Genomic DNA, 18,153 nt, shown 5'->3' with positions numbered 1-18,153 from the left:
AAGATGCGGAATAACGTGACATATTGTATTCAGTTTTGAATGTTTATTTAACATTCAAATATTTTTTGGTTAAAGTGATATTGCTTTTGAAAATAAAGCAGTATGCGAGCGCTTGACTAAAAAGAAATTGTACATTGAAAACTAGATAAGTAAGTAAAATATAGATTTTACCAAGCAAAACCGAGTGAATAAAGAGTTTTAAATAAGCTTGAATTCATAAGAAATAATCGCTAGTGTTCGAAAGAACACTCACAAGATTAATAACGCGTTTAAATCTTTTTATAAAAGAAAACGTTTAGCAGACAATGAGTTAAATTATTTTAAAGCAGAGTTTACTTATGTAAATGAGCATTTAAAATAATGAAAACGAAGCCGTATGTGAGCGTTTGACTTATAAAAATGGTGGAAACATAGATTAAGTTATTAAGGGCGCACGGTGGATGCCTTGGCACTAGAAGCCGATGAAGGACGTTACTAACGACGATATGCTTTGGGGAGCTGTAAGTAAGCTTTGATCCAGAGATTTCCGAATGGGGAAACCCAGCATGAGTTATGTCATGTTATCGATATGTGAATACATAGCATATCAGAAGGCACACCCGGAGAACTGAAACATCTTAGTACCCGGAGGAAGAGAAAGAAAATTCGATTCCCTTAGTAGCGGCGAGCGAAACGGGAAGAGCCCAAACCAACAAGCTTGCTTGTTGGGGTTGTAGGACACTCTATACGGAGTTACAAAGGACGACATTAGACGAATCATCTGGAAAGATGAATCAAAGAAGGTAATAATCCTGTAGTCGAAAATGTTGTCTCTCTTGAGTGGATCCTGAGTACGACGGAGCACGTGAAATTCCGTCGGAATCTGGGAGGACCATCTCCTAAGGCTAAATACTCTCTAGTGACCGATAGTGAACCAGTACCGTGAGGGAAAGGTGAAAAGCACCCCGGAAGGGGAGTGAAATAGAACCTGAAACCGTGTGCTTACAAGTAGTCAGAGCCCGTTAATGGGTGATGGCGTGCCTTTTGTAGAATGAACCGGCGAGTTACGATTTGATGCAAGGTTAAGCAGTAAATGTGGAGCCGTAGCGAAAGCGAGTCTGAATAGGGCGTTTAGTATTTGGTCGTAGACCCGAAACCAGGTGATCTACCCTTGGTCAGGTTGAAGTTCAGGTAACACTGAATGGAGGACCGAACCGACTTACGTTGAAAAGTGAGCGGATGAACTGAGGGTAGCGGAGAAATTCCAATCGAACCTGGAGATAGCTGGTTCTCTCCGAAATAGCTTTAGGGCTAGCCTCAAGTGATGATTATTGGAGGTAGAGCACTGTTTGGACGAGGGGCCCCTCTCGGGTTACCGAATTCAGACAAACTCCGAATGCCAATTAATTTAACTTGGGAGTCAGAACATGGGTGATAAGGTCCGTGTTCGAAAGGGAAACAGCCCAGACCACCAGCTAAGGTCCCAAAATATATGTTAAGTGGAAAAGGATGTGGCGTTGCCCAGACAACTAGGATGTTGGCTTAGAAGCAGCCATCATTTAAAGAGTGCGTAATAGCTCACTAGTCGAGTGACACTGCGCCGAAAATGTACCGGGGCTAAACATATTACCGAAGCTGTGGATTGTCCTTTGGACAATGGTAGGAGAGCGTTCTAAGGGCGTTGAAGCATGATCGTAAGAACATGTGGAGCGCTTAGAAGTGAGAATGCCGGTGTGAGTAGCGAAAGACGGGTGAGAATCCCGTCCACCGATTGACTAAGGTTTCCAGAGGAAGGCTCGTCCGCTCTGGGTTAGTCGGGTCCTAAGCTGAGGCCGACAGGCGTAGGCGATGGATAACAGGTTGATATTCCTGTACCACCTATAATCGTTTTAATCGATGGGGGACGCAGTAGGATAGGCGAAGCGTGCGATTGGATTGCACGTCTAAGCAGTAAGGCTGAGTATTAGGCAAATCCGGTACTCGTTAAGGCTGAGCTGTGATGGGGAGAAGACATTGTGTCTTCGAGTCGTTGATTTCACACTGCCGAGAAAAGCCTCTAGATAGAAAATAGGTGCCCGTACCGCAAACCGACACAGGTAGTCAAGATGAGAATTCTAAGGTGAGCGAGCGAACTCTCGTTAAGGAACTCGGCAAAATGACCCCGTAACTTCGGGAGAAGGGGTGCTCTTTAGGGTTAACGCCCAGAAGAGCCGCAGTGAATAGGCCCAAGCGACTGTTTATCAAAAACACAGGTCTCTGCTAAACCGTAAGGTGATGTATAGGGGCTGACGCCTGCCCGGTGCTGGAAGGTTAAGAGGAGTGGTTAGCTTCTGCGAAGCTACGAATCGAAGCCCCAGTAAACGGCGGCCGTAACTATAACGGTCCTAAGGTAGCGAAATTCCTTGTCGGGTAAGTTCCGACCCGCACGAAAGGCGTAACGATTTGGGCACTGTCTCAACGAGAGACTCGGTGAAATCATAGTACCTGTGAAGATGCAGGTTACCCGCGACAGGACGGAAAGACCCCGTGGAGCTTTACTGTAGCCTGATATTGAAATTCGGCACAGCTTGTACAGGATAGGTAGGAGCCTTTGAAACGTGAGCGCTAGCTTACGTGGAGGCGCTGGTGGGATACTACCCTAGCTGTGTTGGCTTTCTAACCCGCACCACTTATCGTGGTGGGAGACAGTGTCAGGCGGGCAGTTTGACTGGGGCGGTCGCCTCCTAAAAGGTAACGGAGGCGCTCAAAGGTTCCCTCAGAATGGTTGGAAATCATTCATAGAGTGTAAAGGCATAAGGGAGCTTGACTGCGAGACCTACAAGTCGAGCAGGGTCGAAAGACGGACTTAGTGATCCGGTGGTTCCGCATGGAAGGGCCATCGCTCAACGGATAAAAGCTACCCCGGGGATAACAGGCTTATCTCCCCCAAGAGTTCACATCGACGGGGAGGTTTGGCACCTCGATGTCGGCTCATCGCATCCTGGGGCTGTAGTCGGTCCCAAGGGTTGGGCTGTTCGCCCATTAAAGCGGTACGCGAGCTGGGTTCAGAACGTCGTGAGACAGTTCGGTCCCTATCCGTCGTGGGCGTAGGAAATTTGAGAGGAGCTGTCCTTAGTACGAGAGGACCGGGATGGACATACCTCTGGTGTACCAGTTGTCGTGCCAACGGCATAGCTGGGTAGCTATGTGTGGACGGGATAAGTGCTGAAAGCATCTAAGCATGAAGCCCCCCTCAAGATGAGATTTCCCAACTTCGGTTATAAGATCCCTCAAAGATGATGAGGTTAATAGGTTCGAGGTGGAAGCATGGTGACATGTGGAGCTGACGAATACTAATCGATCGAAGACTTAATCAAAATAAATGTTTTGCGAAGCAAAATCACTTTTACTTACTATCTAGTTTTGAATGTATAAATTACATTCATATGTCTGGTGACTATAGCAAGGAGGTCACACCTGTTCCCATGCCGAACACAGAAGTTAAGCTCCTTAGCGTCGATGGTAGTCGAACTTACGTTCCGCTAGAGTAGAACGTTGCCAGGCAAGTTGAGACCGTAAGGTCTCTTTTTTTATGTCTGAAGTTACATAGTAAAAAGCAAACACAAAGAAAGATGGCTTGGCGAAGTGAAAACGTTTGAATCTGACGAAACGAGAAAAGAGCGCAACGAGTTTAGTAGAGCTAAATGAGTAAGCGAGAGCCGAAGGAGAGGAAAGAAGCAAGCGATTGTCACAAGTCAAGAAAGGTCTTTAGCGACGATGGTAGCCAACTTACGTTCCGCTAGAGTAGAACGTTGCCAGGCAAATCGAGACTATAAGGATTTTTAAATACTAAATATACATGTAAGAATGAATGGTTGAAAGGAGAACGGATTTGAAAATATTTATTGGTACGATGTTAACTTTTTTATTTGTATGCTCATTGATAGTGTGTGGATTTTTTGCATATAAAATATATTTTCCTGCAGATGCTAAAAATAAGTCAGAAGTCCCGAATCATATGCAAGAAAACAAACATGAAAAAGAAAACACGCATAATATTAATAATAATGGTAGTGAAGCTAATGAGAATTTTAATAATAAGAAGAACCGTATAGAAAACATTGAAGATAAACAAAAAGCATATGCTTTGATGAGTATACCACGACATAATTTACCAGAAAGTGAGAAGGCTATTTATGACAAAGTAATTTCAACTGCCATTCAAAATATAAATAATGGGGTGGGGAATGAAGAAGACTTTAGGCTCAAAGAAATATACGATGGTATACAAAGCGTGCAACCTCAATAATGTAAAGTATAATAAAAAGCAGTCATAAGATGATTTCAATTAGAAATCAATTTATGACTGTTTTTCTTACTATGTGTTAAATTAACAATGAATATAACATCTTATTTTCATTAATATAAATATTGGAAGGATCGAAATGATTTACACGTTGTTTGAGTTGTATTAAATCATCATGATCTTTAAGTTGAATACCAATAATGACAGTACCTGTATTTTGAGAAGATTTTTTTAAGTATTCAAATTTAGTAATATCGTCTTGAGGTCCTAATACGTCATTTACAAATTCTCTCAATGCACCTGGACGTTGAGGGAAATTTAAGATAAAGTAATGCTTCATTTCTTCGTATAGTAATGAACGTTCTTCAATTTCTTTCATTCGATTAATATCATTATTACCACCACTAATGACACAAACCACTGTTTTACCTTTAATATGATCTTTATAGTTTTCAAGCGCACTTACACTTAATGCGCCAGCAGGTTCTGCTACAATTGCTTGTTTTGAATACATATCTAAAATCGTAGAACAAACTGCACCTTCATCTACTTGAACGTAATCATCTACATTTTCTTTTGCAATTTCAAATGTAATATCGCCAACTCTAGCTACAGATGCACCGTCCACAAATTTATCGATATTAGGCAATGTGACTACCTGATTATTTACGACAACAGATTCATACATACTACTTGCACCTGAAGGTTCAACACCTATAATTTTCGTAGTAGGTGAATAGGTTTTAAAGTAAGTACTAATACCTGAAATTAATCCACCACCACCAATAGCGGCAAATAAATAATCAAAGTTAACATTGTCAGTCTTTGATTGTTCTAGCATTTCTTTAGCAAGCGTACCTTGTCCAGAAATTGTATGAACATTATTGAATGGATCTATAAAGTTCATTTGATGTTCACTTGTATAAGTTAAAGCTTCAGCTAAACAGTGATCAAATGTATCACCAGTGAGTACAACTTCAACGTTACTATTTCCAAAGAACTTTACTTGATTTACCTTTTGTAAAGGTGTAGTGACTGGCATAAAGATAACAGCGTTTAAATTAAGTTTTTTAGCTGTATAGGCAACACCTTGAGCATGATTACCTGCACTCGCACATGTAATACCTTTACTTTTAGCTTCATCTGATAAAACAGAAATAGCGTTGTAAGCACCTCTTAATTTAAAAGAACGTACCCATTGTAAATCTTCTCGTTTTAAATAAACTTTACATTCATACTTTTGAGATAAGTAATGGTCTAATTGTAAAGGTGTTTCTTTGACAATATCTTTAAGTCTTAAAAATGCTTCATCGATATCTTTCGTAGAAACTGTTGTTTTGACTGTCATAATATTCAACTCCCTTAAAGTGATTTTTCATATTTTTCTATTAATGATTCATATTGTAGGGTGATTGCAATGTCATCTAAGCCATTTACAAGTTTATTCTTCCAAGTTTCATCAATTTCAAAATGGAAACTTTTGTCTGGTGATGACACAGTTTGATTTGGTAAATCGACCTCAATTTCAACATATTTCGCAAGATGTTCACGTGCATTTTTTTCTAAAACAATTGGTAACATTGCATTTTTTGTACAATTCATATAAAAAATGTCACTGAAACTTCCTGCAATAATAATATGAAAGCCATAGTCCTTAAGTGCCCAAGCTGCATGTTCACGACTTGAACCACATCCGAAATTATCTCCAGTAATTAAAATAGAAGCCCCTTTATATTGAGGCTTATTTGGATTGAAATCAGGATTATCTGAACCATCAGGTAAGTACCGCCATTCATCAAAAGCAAATGGACCAAAGCCACTTTTTGAAATACGCTTTAAGTGTACTTTAGGAATGATTTGATCTGTATCGATATTATCGTTGAAAAGAGGGACTATTTTACCTTTATATGTTGTAATAGGTTTGATTGCTGCCATTTAAACAACCACCTTTCTTACGTCCACAAATTTACCATGAATAGCTGCTGCTGCTGCCATAGCAGGGGATACTAAATGTGTTCTAGCACCTTTGCCTTGTCGTCCTTCGAAGTTTCGATTACTTGTAGATGCACAATGTACGCCCTCAGGTACTTGGTCAGGATTCATGCCTAAACACATTGAACATCCTGGTTCACGCCATTCAAATCCTGCATTTTTAAAGATAGTATCTAGACCTAATTTTTCAGCTTCTTTTTTTACTGTACGAGAACCTGGCACGACAATAGCTGTAATATTTGGGTGAACTTTATTTCCTTTAACAATATGACTAGCTTCAATCAAATCTGATAGTCTAGCATTCGTACATGAACCGAGGAAAACATACCCTAAGTCGATATCTTCAGCTTTTTGTCCTGGTTCTAACCCCATATAATCATACGCACGTTGATCGTTGATATCACTGATTTCAGGGAATGGTTCACTGAAATTAACACCCATTTCAGGATTAGTTCCCCATGTCACTTGTGGTTCTAATGTTGAAACATCAAGTTCAATTACACGATCAAATATCGCGTCGTCATCAGAATATAGCTCACGCCACTTATCAACTGATTTAACGAAGTTATCGGCAAATGGTCTCCCTTTAACATATTCAAATGTTATATCATCAGGTTGGATTATGCCGTATTTGGCACCACCTTCGATAGCCATGTTACAAATAGTCATTCGACCGTCCATTGAAAGGTTTTTAATTGTTTCGCCAGTAAATTCCAAAGCATAGCCTGTACCAAAGTCAACACCATACGTTTTAATTAAATGCAGAATAATGTCCTTAGCATAGACGCCTGTTGGTAAGGTACCATTAATATCGATTTTTAAGTTTTTGGGTTTTGTTTGCCATAGCGTTTGAGTTGCGAAAACATGTTCAACTTCACTTGTTCCAATTCCAAATGCAATAGCACCAAATGCTCCATGTGTTGCTGTGTGAGAGTCACCACAAACGATTGTCTTTCCAGGCTGTGTAAGTCCTGTCTCAGGTCCTACCATGTGAACAATACCTTGTTCATCAGAACCCATATCAAAAATATGCACCCCAAAATCTATGGCGTTTTTTTGTAATGTTGTGATTTGTTTGTTTGCAATTTCATCTTTAATATTGAATATATCAATAGTAGGAACATTGTGATCGAGTGTTGCAAATGTTAAATCTGGGCGTCTTAATTTTCTGTTTTGAAGCCTAAGTCCTTCAAATGCTTGAGGAGAAGTAACTTCATGTATAAGGTGTAAATCAATGTATAATAGTTGCGGTTCGCCCAATTTCCCGTATAACACATGTCTGTTCCACACCTTGTCAAATAATGTTTGACCCATTTACATCTCCCCCTTAGTGATTCAATTTTTGAGATAGAATTTCGAAAATATCAGTAGTATTCAATTTGCCGCCTAAATCTGCTGTCGTTTGCCCATGTTCAATCATGTTATAAATATGTTGTTCTAATTCATCTGCAGCATCTGGTTGATTTAAGCTTTCACGTAAACACATCGCTAAAGATAGAATCATTCCAAATGGATTGGCAACGTTTTTACCTGCAATATCTGGTGCTGATCCATGAATAGGCTCATACAATCTTGGACCATCGTTACTAAAACTAGCAGAAGGTGATAAACCAAGTGAACCAGGAATCACTGAAGCTTCATCACTTAAAATATCGCCAAATAAGTTTTCACATACGATGACGTCAAATTGTTTTGGATTTGTGATTAAATGCATACTACAAGCATCAACAAGTAAGTGATTTACTGTTACTTCTGGATATAATTGACTTACTTCATTTACGACTTTGCGCCACAATTTACTAGAAGCTAATACATTTTCTTTATCAACTGATGTTAGTTTTCCTCGTCTTGAAGCGGCCAATTTAAATGCTACGTGAACAATGCGTTCTATTTCTTCTCTTGTATAAGTAAGAGAATCTAAGGCCTCGTGATTATTAAAATGTCTAGGTTCTCCAAAATAAATACCACTTGTCAATTCACGGACTATAACTAAATCTGTGCCTTCAACGCGTTCTTCCTTTAAAGGTGATAAAGAACTAGCGCCTTTGACAACGGTAGTGGGGCGTATATTTGCAAATAAATTTAAGGATTTACGCAATTTTAATAATCCTTGTTCTGGTCGATTGTTAGGATCTGTCCATTTAGGTCCACCGATTGCACCCAGTAAAATAGCATCTGCTCTTTTACACGCATTTAAGGTTTTCTCAGTTAAAGGTTCGCCGAATGTATCAATAGAGGCACCACCAAATTCGTGGTGCTCTATTTGATAATTAAAGTTATATTTATTACTTATAATTTCAAGCAATGATAGAGATCCGTTCAAAATTTCTGGACCGATTCCATCACCAGGTAGGGCAACAATGTTATAAGTCATAATTAATTACCTACCTTCTCAACATTTTCAGCTGCAAATTTAGCATGTGCTTCTACGTATGCTTTACAAGAGGCTTGTAAAATATCATGATCAATACCAAAGCCATTGACAGTCTTACCTTCAATCAATAAATTTACATGTACTTCTGCTTGGGCATCAGTACCTTCAGTGACAGAATTAATACGATAATCAATTAATTCTGTTTCTTTCTGGAAAATACGATCAACTGCATTGTAAATTGTTACGATTGAGCCAGTACCAATACTTGAATCCTGGTAAATATGACCCTCTTTATCTTTAACAACAACAACAGCACTTTGAAGGCCGCTAGAGACATATTGTAGTTGCAGTGTTTCCAATTTATAAAGTGCTTGATGCTCATGCTCAGAACCTTGAATAATCGCATGAATATCTCTATCTGAAACAGATTTCTTTTTGTCCGCAATGGCCTTGAATTGTTTAAATAAATCTATTTGCGCTTCTTTATCAATGCCATAACCTAATGCTTTTAACTTCTCTGAGAAGGCGTGTTTACCAGATAATTTTCCTAATGGAAGTTCAGTCGTGCTTACACCAACAAGTTGAGGTGTCATAATTTCATATGTTTCACGATGTTTTAATACGCCATCTTGGTGAATACCTGATTCATGACTAAATGCATTTTGGCCAACAATTGCTTTATTTCTAGGCACTCGAATACCTGCATATCTTGAAATTAAATCCGATGTTTTTTTAGTTTCTTCGAGATTAAGAGCAGTTTGAGCACCATAATGATCATTTCGAACGTATAGTGCAAGCGCGACTTCTTCAAGTGCTGCATTACCTGCTCGTTCACCAATACCATTTACAGTGCCTTCAATTCGTCTCGCACCGCCTTCAATTGCAGCTAAACTATTTGAAACAGCCATTCCTAAATCGTCATGGCAATGAGCACTATAAATAATTTCATTTGAAGATGTTACAGATTCTGTTAAGGTTTTGAAAATATGTGCATATTCATCATGGTAACTGTAGCCGACTGTATCAGGAATATTAATAACTGTAGCTCCAGCGTCAACGGCAGTTTGTACACATTTCACTAAGAATGGTAATTCAGTACGCGTTGCATCTTCAGGTGAAAATTGAACAACGTCAAATAATTGTTTCGCGTATGTGACATGTTCTTTAATAGATGCTAAAACGTCTTCTTGAGACATTTTAAGTTTATGTTCAAGATGAATAGGTGATGTTGCTATAAAAACATGCACGACCGGCTTCGCTGCATCTTTTGTTGCTTCATATACAGCATCGATGTCAGATTTTTTACATCTAGCTAAACCACATACAGCCGTTGTTGTTAATGTTTGTGCAATTGCTTGAACAGATTTAAAGCTACCTGTACTTGAAGCAGGAAATCCAGCTTCAATAACATCTACACCCCATTTTTCTAATTGCAATGCAATACGCAAGCGTTCATCAAAAGTAAAATTCACTCCTGGTGTTTGTTCACCGTCTCTTAGTGTCGTATCAAAAATTTGAATATGACTACTCATATTTAACAACTCCTCATTGTAGGTCTATCTTATTTTTCAATGCTTTTAGATTTAATAAAAGGCATCATTTCGCGTAATTCACGACCAACTTTTTCAATTTGATGACCATGTTGTTCTTCGCGTAATTTATAAAATTCTTTGAATCCATTTTTATTGTCTTCGATAAAGCGATTACTGAAGTTACCATTTTGGATATCAGTTAATACAGCTTTCATATTTTCTTTAACATCTGGTGTGATAACACGTGGTCCTGAAACATAGTCACCAAATTCAGCAGTATTTGAAATTGAGTAACGTACATTTTCCATACCGCCTTCATACATCAAATCAACGATTAATTTCATTTCATGTAATACTTCAAAATAAGCTAATTCTGGTTGATAACCCGCTTCTACTAATGTTTCAAAGCCACTTTGAATTAATTTCGATACACCACCGCAAAGTACTGCTTGTTCACCAAATAAATCTGTCTCAGTTTCTTCTTTAAATGTTGTTTCAATAACACCTGCACGAGTTGCACCAATACCTTTTGCATAACTTAAAGCAATATTACGTGCTTGACCTGAAGCGTCTTGTTGAATACCAAATAGTGATGGTACAGCAGAACCTTCAACAAATGTACGTCTAACTAAATGACCCGGTCCTTTAGGAGCTACTAAAAATACATCAACATCAGCTGGTGGTTGAATAACACCAAAATGAATGTTAAAGCCATGAGCAAATGCAAGCGCATTATATTTTTCTAAATTTGGTTCAATTTCGTTTTTGTATACATCACCTTGAATTTCATCAGGTAATAGCACCATAATTACATCAGCTTGCTTAACTGCTTCTGCAACAGGGAACACATCAAATCCATCTTCTTTAGCTTTGTCAAAAGAACGACCTGGGCGAATGCCGATGACTACATCATATCCATTGTCTTTTAAGTTTTGTGCATGCGCGTGACCTTGTGATCCATAACCTACTACTGCAATTTTTTTGCCTTGTAAAGCGTCCGTTTTTACATCTTGATCATAATAAACTGTTGTCATAATAAATTCCTCCAAATAATTAAATATTTTGTTTTTCGAAAATTCTGAAATATAACTTTGTAATAGTGGCAGATGTTAACTAGCAGCCTATGATTTATCTATAACTAATTAGCGCATCATTGCCTTTGTCTTAAAATTAAGCTTCGTTATCAACAAGGTCGTAGCATTCAACCGTTAAAACATTAATTTGTTGTTTTAATTTTTTAATTAATATATGAAGTGATGTATCATCTTGAATATCGACTTGAATTTCCATGTTAGAAATCCCAGGTTGTTCAGAATGTGTAACATGTAATGTATCGATATTATATTGTAGGCGAACAAAAGCACTTGTAATTCGATTTAGCGTGCTGACTTGATCCGCAACTTGTAATTTAAGAATTCTTGTCATTATAAGCCCTCCATTTCATGATTTGATTTGCCACTCGGAACCATTGGGGTTACAGCTTCAGTAGGGGAAATACGAACCTCAATTAAAGCTGGTCCTTGATAAGCAAACGCTGCATCTAATTGTTCTTCCAGTTGTTCTGGCTTATCGATTAAGAAACCTTTGACGCCATATGCTTCTGCCATTTTCATAAAATCAGGTTGACCATTAAATACTGAGTGTGAGAAGCGTTGATTAAAGAACTTATCTTGCCATTGTTTAACCATACCTAATGTTCCATTATTGATTAGTACGATTTTGACATCTAAACCATATTCGGGTAAAAGTGCCATTTCTTGGTTTGTCATTTGGAAACCACCGTCACCGACGAAACATACGACTGTTTTATCAGGATTAGCTAATTTGGCACCAATTGACGAAGGAATACCGAATCCCATTGTTCCTAAACCACCGCTTGTAACCCATTGTCCGTGATTTTTAAATGGATAAAATTGAGCTGCCCACATTTGATGTTGTCCCACGTCTGTAGTAACAATTGCTTCACCATTTGTAATTTTGCCGATATATTCGATTGTTTGTTGTGGCTTACAAAATACTTGATCTTCTTCACCAAGTTTAAATGGGTGTTTCTGCTTATTATTTTGACAATGTTTAACCCAGTCACTGTGTTCTATAGTCTCAACATTTTTATCATTTAAACATTCTAAAAATCTTTTACAGTCTGCAATAATACCTAAATCTACATGAATAACTTTATTGATTTCTGAAGGATCAATATCTACATGTACAATTTTGGCGTTAGGTGCAAAGGCATCAGGTTTGCTTGCTAATCTATCATCGAAGCGGCTACCTAAATTAATGAGTAAATCACACTCAGTTAATGCCATGTTACTAGCATAAGAACCATGCATACCTCCCATACCTAAAAATAGTGTATCCTCATAAGGTACAGCACCTAGACCTAGTAAAGTAGTAACTGTTGGGATTTGATGTTTATTAACAAACTGTGTTAATAATTGATTTGATTTTGATTGATTAATACCTGCGCCGGCTAATACGACAGGCTTTTTCGCTTCTTTTAAAAGTGAGATGAAAGTGTCAATGTCTTTATTTTCTGGTTCTGTAACAACTTCATAACCTGGAATATTGATTTCGTCGCATAAATCCACATTTGTAGCTAAAACACCCATATCTTTTGGAAAATCAATCACTACAGGACCTTTGCGTCCAGAATTAGCTACATGGAAAGCTTCGTGTACGATTTTAGGGATATCTTCAACACGTTTCACTTGATAATTTTGTTTTGTAATTGGTGAAGTCATAGATAGAATATCCGCTTCTTGGAATGCATCTTTACCAATGCCTGGTGTAGCAACTTGTCCAGTGAATACAACTAGAGGTAAAGAGTCGCAATGTGCATCCGTAATACCTGTCATTACATTAGTTGCACCTGGACCGCTTGTAACTACAACGACGCCAGTTTTACCAGATACACGTGCATAACCTTCTGCAGCATGAACAGCACCTTGTTCGTGTCTTGCTAAAATATGTTTGATTTTACCATCATAAAATGTGTCGTATAAAGGTAGTACGGCACCACCAGGATAACCGAATAAATAATCCACATTTTCTTTAAGTAGAGCTTCTACTAGCACTTCTGATCCTGAACGCATGTCATTTAAAGTTTTTTCATTTAGTTGTTCAAGTTCAAGTGATTCAGCCATTTTTAAAGGGTCAATATTTTGGTTTACTTCATGTTGAGTTTTAGACATTTTAACCATCTCCAATATAAAAATAAATTAAATTAAATTCTCAGGGACTTGCATGACGCCACCTGTATTTGCGCTAGTTACTAGGGCAGTATAACGAGCTAGATAACCTGTTTTTACTTTCGCTTTAAACGGTGTTAAAGATTCTCGGCGACGCGCTAGAACATCTTCAGGCTGGTTTACGTTTAATGTACGATTTGTTAAATCAATAGTAATCTCATCTCCATCTTCAATTAAGGCAATTGGTCCACCAGATGCAGCTTCAGGGGAAATATGACCAACTGCAATACCTCTTGTGGCACCGGAAAAACGCCCATCAGTAATTAATGCAACATCTTTACCTAAGCCGCGACCAACAATAGAGGAAGTAGGTGCTAACATTTCAGGCATACCTGGTCCACCTTTAGGTCCTTCATATCTAATGACAACGACGTGGCCTGCACGAACGGTACGATTGTCTATTGCTTCAACAGCTTCATCATGCGAATTGAAACAAATTGCTTTCCCAGTAAATGTTTTGATAGATGGATCAACGCCGCCAACTTTAATAACTGCGCCTTTAGGGGCGATATTACCAAATAAGATAGATAAACCGCCTTGTGCATCATATGGTGCATCAAGAGGGTGAATGACATCAAAGTTCTTAATTTCTTTGCCTTCGTTATTTTCACGTAACGTTTTGCCAGTAACTGTGATTCTATCTGGGTGTAACGTGCCATCTTTCTTCATCAATTCATTAATAATTGCTGGGACGCCACCAGCTTCATGCACATCATGCATTGAATACGATGAACTAGGTGCTATTTTTGATAAATATGGCGTGCGTTTGGCAATAGCATTAATGCGCTCTAAGTCATAATCAATACCAGCTTCATTGGCAATGGCTAACGTATGCAGTACCGTGTTTGTTGAACCACCCATAGCCATATCAAGTGCAAATGCATCATCAATTGCTTCGCGAGTAACGATATCACGTGGTTTTAAATCATTTTTAATATTTTCAACTAATTTAAAAGCTGCTTGGCGAATCATTTCTCGTCGCTGATCACTGACTGCAAGTGCAGTACCGTTGTATGGTAATGCTAGACCTAAAACTTCCATCAAACAGTTCATTGAATTTGCAGTAAACATCCCAGCACATGAACCACAAGTAGGGCAGGCATTTTGTTCCATATCTAAAAATTCTTCTTTAGAAATCGATCCTTCTTTAAATGCGCCGACTGCTTCAAACATTGATGAAAGTGTTAATGCTTTTCCATGTGCAGATAAGCCAGCTTTCATTGGTCCACCAGAGCAAAAGATAGCTGGTACGTTTGTCCTCATGGCTGCTAAAATCATACCGGGTGTAATCTTGTCACAATTAGGAATGTAAAATACGCCGTCAAACCAATGAGCGTTAATTACAGTTTCAGCTGCATCTGCAATAATTTCACGTGATGGTAGAGAATATCGCATTCCGATATGTCCCATAGCTATTCCATCATCAACACCAATTGTATTGAATTCAAATGGAATGGCACCGGCTTCTCTAATTGCTTCTTTAGCTATATCTGCAAGCTCTCTCAAGTGAACATGTCCAGGAACAATATCAATATAAGAGTTACAAATAGCTACAAATGGTTTGTTCATATCAGTTGGACTTTTTAGCGCGCCCGTGGCATGTAAAAGACTTCTTGCTGGTGCTTGGTGATCTCCTTTTTTGATCATGTCGCTTCGCATAGTAAATTCCCCCGTAAATTTTAATGATTAATCATGTTTTATAGTAATAAAAATAAGTAATTGAAAGATAAAACATAAAAAAACGTCCCAATATTATTGGGACGTTTACAAGTCCCATTCAAACAGAAATAGGACTTAAAGCGTTTAGTAAATATTTACTAACGTTCGAGTCCTAAAGAGTATAATAAAATAATAATATTTGAAGTTGTCGGTTGATGTTCAGTATATTGATTAAGCATTTTATTATACTCCTTCCGTGAATGGTATATATCACTTTAATAGTTAGAATTGTCTAAAAATTTGATAAATTTAATTTACTATATCTGCTTTAGTATGTCAACAAATATTTTAAATTTTCTTACAATTAACTTTGAAGAGATAATCTGTTTCAAAGATAAGAAATTTAAGTTGAAATTTGTTACAATATAAAGGTTAAATATAAAGTTAGATACGATTGAACAATGGATAATCATTTTTATGAATGAAAAGCATAATATAGGAGAATCAACATTGATAAAGATAAATAATTTAGATGAAATGAATCAATTTGCTATATTTTTAGTTGAGCAATTGAAAAGTGGTGATTTGATTTTACTTAACGGAGATTTAGGAGCAGGTAAAACAACGTTAACGCAATTTATAGGAAAAGCTCTTGGTGTAAGACGTACGATTAATTCCCCGACATTTAACATCATTAAATCATATAGGGGTAAAAATTTAAAATTGCATCATATGGATTGTTATCGCTTAGAAGATTCTGATGAAGATTTAGGATTTGATGAATTTTTCGAAGATCAGGCAATTACTGTTATTGAATGGAGTCAATTTATAAAAGATTTACTTCCAGCGACGCATTTATCTATTAATATTTCAACAATATCTGAAAATACAAGACAAATTGAGTTGTTCGCGCAAGGAGAACATTATGAACAAATTAAGGAGGCAATTATTCATGAATTCGCTGCTCATTGATACATCGAATCAACCATTATCAGTAGCATTGATGCAAAACGATGAAGTTTTAGCTGAAATAACTACGGATTCTAAACAAAATCATTCAGTGCAATTAATGCCTGCGATTAGTCAGCTATTTGAGCAGAGCAAAATAGCTAAACAGCAATTAGATGCGATTATTGTTGCTGAAGGTCCTGGTTCATATACTGGCTTACGTATCGGTGTTACTGTTGCTAAAACATTAGCGTATGCGTTAGATGTTAAATTATATGGTGTTTCATCATTAAAGGCATTGGCAGCAACAATCGACCATACTGATAAATTATTGGTTCCTGTGTTTGATGCAAGACGACAAGCAGTTTATACAGGCATATTCCAGTGGCAAAATGGTCAATTAGTGACTATTTTAGAAGATCAATATATGTCGATAGAGGCATTGCGAGCTTTTTTAGAAGATTTAAACCAACCATTTATTTATATTGGGAAAGATACTATAAAATTACAAGATGAATTACAAGGTGAAGTGATTGCGCAGCTACCAAATGCATCAGTCATGTATCAATTGATAGATAAACCTTCAGACGTACATACATTTACTCCTAAATACCATAAATTAGCTGAGGCGGAACGAAATTGGATCAACAGTCAAAAGAACAATTAAACATTAGAGAGATGACTAAAGAAGATGTGCCACAAGTCTTTGATATTGAGCGTCGGAGTTTCAATGACAGTTCTTGGACAATTGACGCATTTTATCATGAAATAGAGCAAAATAACTTTGCGAAATATTTTGTCTTAGAATTTGAACAACAAATTATTGGTTATTTAGGTTTATGGATTGTTATCGATCAAGCTCAAATTACAACAGTTGCAATCGATGATAATTATAGAGGCTATGGTTTAGGTCAAATGCTTTTAAAATACGGAATAAACTATGCAAGTCACACTTGTGATGTGATGAGTTTAGAAGTAAGAGTTAATAATAAAGTGGCACAACATGTATATGAAAATTTAGGATTTCAATATGGTGGTAAACGTAAAAATTATTATGGTGAAGGTGAGGACGCAATGGTTATGTGGGTGAATTTAAATGACTAAAGATATATTAATACTAGCTGTTGAAACAAGTTGTGATGAAACAAGCGTTAGTGTTATAAAAAATGGCAGAGATATTTTATCAAATACAGTTTTAAGTCAGATTGAAAGTCATAAACGATTTGGCGGTGTCGTTCCCGAAGTGGCAAGTAGACATCACGTTGAAGGTATAACAACAACAATAAACGAGGCTCTAGTGGATGCCGATGTATCAATAGAAGATATTGATGCCATAGCGGTTACAGAAGGCCCTGGACTTATTGGTGCGTTACTAATAGGTGTTAATGCAGCCAAAGCATTGGCATTTGCTTACGATAAGCCACTTATTCCTGTTCATCATATTGCAGGACATATATATGCTAATCACATAGAAGAGCCATTAACATTCCCGCTAATTGCACTTATTGTTTCAGGTGGACATACTGAATTAGTTTATATGAAGGATCATTTATCATTTGAAGTCATTGGTGAAACACGAGATGACGCAGTAGGTGAGGCTTATGATAAAGTGGCACGAACAATTGGTTTAAATTATCCAGGTGGTCCACAAGTTGATCGGTTGGCTGCTGAAGGTGAAGATACTTATTCATTCCCTCGTGTTTGGTTGGATAAAGATAGTTATGATTTTAGTTTTAGTGGGTTGAAAAGTGCCGTAATCAATCAACTTCACAATCAACGACAAAAAAATATTCCAATCATTGAAGCTAACGTAGCAACGAGCTTTCAAAATAGTGTTGTAGAGGTGCTTACGTTTAAAGCTATTCAAGCTTGTAAAGAATATGGTGTTCAGCGATTAATTGTTGCTGGTGGCGTGGCGAGTAATAAAGGATTACGTCAATCTTTAGCGGATCAATGCAAAGTCAATGACATTCAATTAACTATCCCAAGTCCTAAATTATGCACAGATAATGCTGCAATGATAGGCGTTGCCGGCCACTATTTGTATCAGCAAGGTCGATTTGCTGATTTAGCATTAAATGGGCACAGCAATATAGATTTAGAAGAGTATTCTGCAGAATAAAATAAACGTCA

The 18,153-nt window shown here is 37.5% G+C and carries 15 protein-coding genes and 2 rRNA genes; 7 read left to right on the top strand and 10 right to left on the bottom strand.

Annotated features, from left to right (window positions below):
• Positions 1 to 413: 413 nt before the first annotated feature.
• The 3 genes from KI230_RS10325 (at position 414) to KI230_RS10315 (ending at position 4,267) form a co-directional block, all read left to right on the top strand.
• A 23S ribosomal RNA gene (locus KI230_RS10325) occupies positions 414 to 3,335 on the top strand.
• Between the two features lie 72 nt (positions 3,336 to 3,407).
• Positions 3,408 to 3,522: ribosomal RNA gene (rrf, locus tag KI230_RS10320) — 5S ribosomal RNA — on the top strand.
• Between the two features lie 328 nt (positions 3,523 to 3,850).
• The gene (locus tag KI230_RS10315) at positions 3,851 to 4,267 is read left to right on the top strand and encodes a hypothetical protein (protein ID WP_000688533.1); all 417 of its coding nucleotides are present in this window, start codon (positions 3,851 to 3,853) and stop codon (positions 4,265 to 4,267) included.
• 76 nt (positions 4,268 to 4,343) lie between these two features.
• Here KI230_RS10315 and ilvA read toward each other — a convergent pair whose 3' ends face one another.
• The 10 genes from ilvA to KI230_RS10265 form a co-directional block, all read right to left on the bottom strand.
• Positions 4,344 to 5,612, bottom strand: a complete 1,269-nt coding sequence (gene ilvA / locus KI230_RS10310) for a threonine ammonia-lyase IlvA (protein ID WP_000216862.1) — start codon at positions 5,610 to 5,612, stop codon at positions 4,344 to 4,346.
• Between the two features lie 14 nt (positions 5,613 to 5,626).
• Positions 5,627 to 6,199, bottom strand: a complete 573-nt coding sequence (gene leuD, locus KI230_RS10305) for a 3-isopropylmalate dehydratase small subunit (RefSeq protein ID WP_000718949.1) — start codon at positions 6,197 to 6,199, stop codon at positions 5,627 to 5,629.
• On the bottom strand, positions 6,200 to 7,570 hold the full coding sequence (leuC, locus tag KI230_RS10300) for a 3-isopropylmalate dehydratase large subunit (RefSeq protein ID WP_000531834.1): 1,371 nt from the start codon (positions 7,568 to 7,570) through the stop codon (positions 6,200 to 6,202).
• A 13-nt stretch (positions 7,571 to 7,583) separates the two neighbouring features.
• Positions 7,584 to 8,630, bottom strand: coding sequence for a 3-isopropylmalate dehydrogenase (leuB, locus tag KI230_RS10295; protein ID WP_000221945.1), 1,047 nt, complete (start codon positions 8,628 to 8,630; stop codon positions 7,584 to 7,586).
• Positions 8,631 to 8,632: 2 nt separating this feature from the next.
• Entirely contained in the window at positions 8,633 to 10,162 is a 1,530-nt protein-coding gene (locus tag KI230_RS10290; protein WP_214958263.1) for a 2-isopropylmalate synthase, read from the bottom strand.
• 29 nt (positions 10,163 to 10,191) lie between these two features.
• On the bottom strand, positions 10,192 to 11,196 hold the full coding sequence (gene ilvC, locus KI230_RS10285; protein ID WP_001633966.1) for a ketol-acid reductoisomerase: 1,005 nt from the start codon (positions 11,194 to 11,196) through the stop codon (positions 10,192 to 10,194).
• Positions 11,197 to 11,332: 136 nt separating this feature from the next.
• Positions 11,333 to 11,587: an ACT domain-containing protein gene (locus tag KI230_RS10280; RefSeq protein WP_000196911.1), complete on the bottom strand. Its 255-nt coding sequence runs from the start codon at positions 11,585 to 11,587 to the stop codon at positions 11,333 to 11,335.
• The gene (gene ilvB / locus KI230_RS10275) at positions 11,587 to 13,356 is read right to left on the bottom strand and encodes a biosynthetic-type acetolactate synthase large subunit (protein WP_000047810.1); all 1,770 of its coding nucleotides are present in this window, start codon (positions 13,354 to 13,356) and stop codon (positions 11,587 to 11,589) included. Before ilvB ends, KI230_RS10280 begins: the two co-directional genes overlap by 1 nt.
• A 27-nt stretch (positions 13,357 to 13,383) precedes the next feature.
• Positions 13,384 to 15,072, bottom strand: a complete 1,689-nt coding sequence (gene ilvD / locus KI230_RS10270; RefSeq protein ID WP_001255780.1) for a dihydroxy-acid dehydratase — start codon at positions 15,070 to 15,072, stop codon at positions 13,384 to 13,386.
• Positions 15,073 to 15,389: 317 nt separating this feature from the next.
• Complete coding sequence (locus KI230_RS10265) at positions 15,390 to 15,545, bottom strand: hypothetical protein (RefSeq protein ID WP_001791591.1); 156 nt, start codon at positions 15,543 to 15,545, stop codon at positions 15,390 to 15,392.
• A 37-nt stretch (positions 15,546 to 15,582) separates the two neighbouring features.
• Here KI230_RS10265 and tsaE point away from each other — a divergent pair, with 37 nt between their 5' ends.
• Genes tsaE through tsaD form a run of 4 tightly spaced genes read left to right on the top strand, consistent with a single transcriptional unit; the run spans position 15,583 to position 18,142 of the window.
• On the top strand, positions 15,583 to 16,044 hold the full coding sequence (gene tsaE / locus KI230_RS10260) for a tRNA (adenosine(37)-N6)-threonylcarbamoyltransferase complex ATPase subunit type 1 TsaE (RefSeq protein ID WP_000590798.1): 462 nt from the start codon (positions 15,583 to 15,585) through the stop codon (positions 16,042 to 16,044).
• A complete protein-coding gene (gene tsaB / locus KI230_RS10255; protein WP_001086736.1) occupies positions 16,025 to 16,687 on the top strand; it encodes a tRNA (adenosine(37)-N6)-threonylcarbamoyltransferase complex dimerization subunit type 1 TsaB in 663 nt (220 codons plus the stop codon). Before tsaE ends, tsaB begins: the two co-directional genes overlap by 20 nt.
• A complete protein-coding gene (rimI, locus tag KI230_RS10250) occupies positions 16,660 to 17,124 on the top strand; it encodes a ribosomal protein S18-alanine N-acetyltransferase (RefSeq protein ID WP_000372755.1) in 465 nt (154 codons plus the stop codon). Before tsaB ends, rimI begins: the two co-directional genes overlap by 28 nt.
• Positions 17,117 to 18,142: a tRNA (adenosine(37)-N6)-threonylcarbamoyltransferase complex transferase subunit TsaD gene (gene tsaD / locus KI230_RS10245; RefSeq protein WP_000159038.1), complete on the top strand. Its 1,026-nt coding sequence runs from the start codon at positions 17,117 to 17,119 to the stop codon at positions 18,140 to 18,142. The genes rimI and tsaD overlap by 8 nt, the downstream gene beginning before the upstream one ends.
• Positions 18,143 to 18,153: the final 11 nt, after the last annotated feature.

This window comes from Staphylococcus sp. MZ3, from assembly GCF_018622755.1.
GTDB classification, from domain to species: Bacteria; Bacillota; Bacilli; order Staphylococcales; family Staphylococcaceae; genus Staphylococcus; species Staphylococcus aureus.
This window is presented reverse-complemented; position numbering and strand designations above follow the sequence as displayed.